This window comes from Flavonifractor sp. An306 (assembly GCF_002159455.1).
GTDB lineage: Bacteria > Bacillota > Clostridia > Oscillospirales > Oscillospiraceae > Flavonifractor.
Window position 1 is genome coordinate 1 of the sequence record NZ_NFIQ01000162.1, and the last position, 2,370, is coordinate 2,370.

A 2,370-nucleotide genomic window follows, 5' to 3' on the forward strand; every position below is an offset into this window, starting at 1 on the left:
CACGACGGGTCGTCGGTTACCGGGTATCACGAAAATCCAGTACCCAATTAGTTACCTTTACATTTCGCAAAGCCTACGAGTGCCGTGGGAATCCAACAGGATTAACATTTCATAGTGATCGGGGTAGCCAATATGTTTCTGAAAGCTTTTGCGCTTTGTTAAGAAAATGTGATGTTAAGCAGTCTTTTTCAAAACCGGGCACTCCTCGAGATAACGCTGTGGCCGAAACCTTTTTTGCAACGTTCAAGAAAGAAGAAGCGTACCGCCGGGAGTATTCCTCTCTGGCTGATTTTCAAAAGAGTGTGGATGAGTATATGCGCTTTTATAATGAAGTAAGGCCTCATCAAACCCTGGCATATAAGACTCCTACCCGTTTTGAGGAGCTTTATGGAAAGAAAAAGACACAAGATATATGAAAATCCTGTGTCTAAATCCGGAACCATTACGTATATTTTGGGGTGGATTTTATCCTTTTTTCATGGGCCATTCCTTTTCGGCAAACTTAAAAACTAAGTTATATCAGTAGTTTGAGAAAAAGAAGAGGGTTGTTTTTCGACTTTACAGTTCGAAAAACAACCCTACTTCAATTTCCCGGAAAGAGCCGCAGATAAACACATTGTGGTTGCAAAACCGCTTGTAAATTTCTCCGAGATACAAATCGATCTCGTGATAGCTTTGCAGCTGAATCGTTTTGATATTGTACTTATCTTCGAAATAGCGCCTTTCATATTGCCTGAACTGTTCCTGACAAGTATCCCCGTTCGATGGGGCCTCCACTGAAAACCGATAATGCTGCTTTCCTTGCTCCGGAAAGATTTCCTTGATTTCCCGCAGAGCATTGAGAACTAAGTCGTCTTTAAAGCTATACCCTACAAATAAAAAGGAATCCAGAACCAGCTGTCGTTTTAGCAGTTCAAACATCAGACGTTGCTTTTTGAAGTAATCAAAAAAATCGCTTTTGGTCAGGACCATGGAAGAAGTATCTTCTACCGAGCCATTTAACTTGTAGACGATATATGGTCCATTGAGAGAAACCGAGAATAAATCTTTTGAGTCCTTTATAACTGTTGGCCTGACCCTGTATTTTCTGTAAATAGTTTCCTCGATGTGGGTATCAAAATTAGTGGTCCACACTTGATTGAGATTCAAGTTAATAATTCCATTGATGTGCGCGGATTCTTTTCCGCTCCCGTTGGAAACGACACTTACAATATCTTTATAGAAATGGTCTGCGTTGTAGTAGTGTTTTTCTAAGTCCGCTAAAAAATAGATATCATCGCTCAGTTTACGGTGATAAAATTTCCTGGTTGTCTCGCAGAAAATATCTTCCCACTTGCTGTTTGTAATATCAGCACTGGCTCCAGCACCGCAAAACACAGAAAAGGTATTAGAGAGTAGCTGCGATACAATTTCATTGACATAAGCAAAGTTCATAAGCCATCCCCAAGAAAAAACTGACCTAACCATTTCGAATCATTTTCGCGTAGGATAATTGGAGATTATCCTCTAATTTTATTTATTATATCATATCTTTGGAATACTCCCAATAATTTTTTTGCTTTTAATAATTTGGGGGAATAAATGCTCTCTAAATACTTGGTAAGATAAAATAGACATATGTAAACTCGAAAGGATGTGTCTAGAATCGTGCCTAAAAAGTATTCTGAAGAAGAAAAACAGGAAATCATTTCTGCATATCAACTTGGGCGGCCTCTCACAGATATAAGAGGCAAATTCGGTGTTGCCCCCAGCACTATTTATCGATGGGTCAAAGATAAGAAAGAGTATATAGCTGAAGAAAACATGCTGCCAATGGATATCCGGAATCTTTTGTTCCAGAAAGAGCGGTTAGAGCACATTTTACAAATTATTCGTCTATCTGACCTGTTAGCTGAAGCTCCGCTAAGGAGGAGGCTTGATATTTTAGAGGACCTTCATGAACGGTTCGAGCAATATAATGTCCATGAACTATGTGAAGCGTTGGGTGTTTCTCGGGGTACTTTTTATAATCACATTTTCCGAAGAGCGGATCGCACAAAGTACCAGGAAGAGCAACAGGTTCTTATGGTGCAGGTACAGCAAATCTTTAATGACAGCAAACAGCGGTTTGGCGCAGAAAAAATTCGTGTAATCCTATCAGAAAACGGGATCCATGTCGGTAAAAAGAGAATACGGCAGATTATGCAAGAACTGGGCCTGGAGAGTGTTCGAGAAAATGCTAAAAAGGCTTATATGAAACGGCAAGAATACCATAGGCGTAATTTAAATAGTGTCTACACAAGATTAGGCTAAAATGGCACACCAAATAGCAATGCAACGAATTTGCACTGCTGCCAAAAAAGATGCTGTATTTTTGGCATATCGCGTGGC

At 39.8% G+C, this 2,370-nt stretch carries 3 protein-coding genes and 1 pseudogene; 2 read left to right on the plus strand and 2 right to left on the minus strand.

The features are described from left to right. A partial coding sequence (locus tag B5F88_RS20465) for an integrase core domain-containing protein (protein WP_140402207.1) occupies nt 1-416 on the plus strand: 416 nt, incomplete at its 5' end. 142 nt (nt 417-558) lie between these two features. Here B5F88_RS20465 and B5F88_RS19120 read toward each other — a convergent pair. Next, complete coding sequence (locus B5F88_RS19120) at nt 559-1,434, minus strand: SIR2 family protein (RefSeq protein WP_162612254.1); 876 nt, start codon at nt 1,432-1,434, stop codon at nt 559-561. 213 nt (nt 1,435-1,647) lie between these two features. Here B5F88_RS19120 and B5F88_RS19125 point away from each other — a divergent pair, with 213 nt between their 5' ends. After that, on the plus strand, nt 1,648-2,292 hold the full coding sequence (locus B5F88_RS19125) for an IS3 family transposase (RefSeq protein WP_087937014.1): 645 nt from the start codon (nt 1,648-1,650) through the stop codon (nt 2,290-2,292). Here B5F88_RS19125 and B5F88_RS20470 read toward each other — a convergent pair. Then, nucleotides 2,284-2,370: pseudogene (locus B5F88_RS20470) on the minus strand (IS5/IS1182 family transposase); the annotation flags it as partial. The gene B5F88_RS19125 and the pseudogene B5F88_RS20470 sit on opposite strands and share 9 nt — an antisense overlap.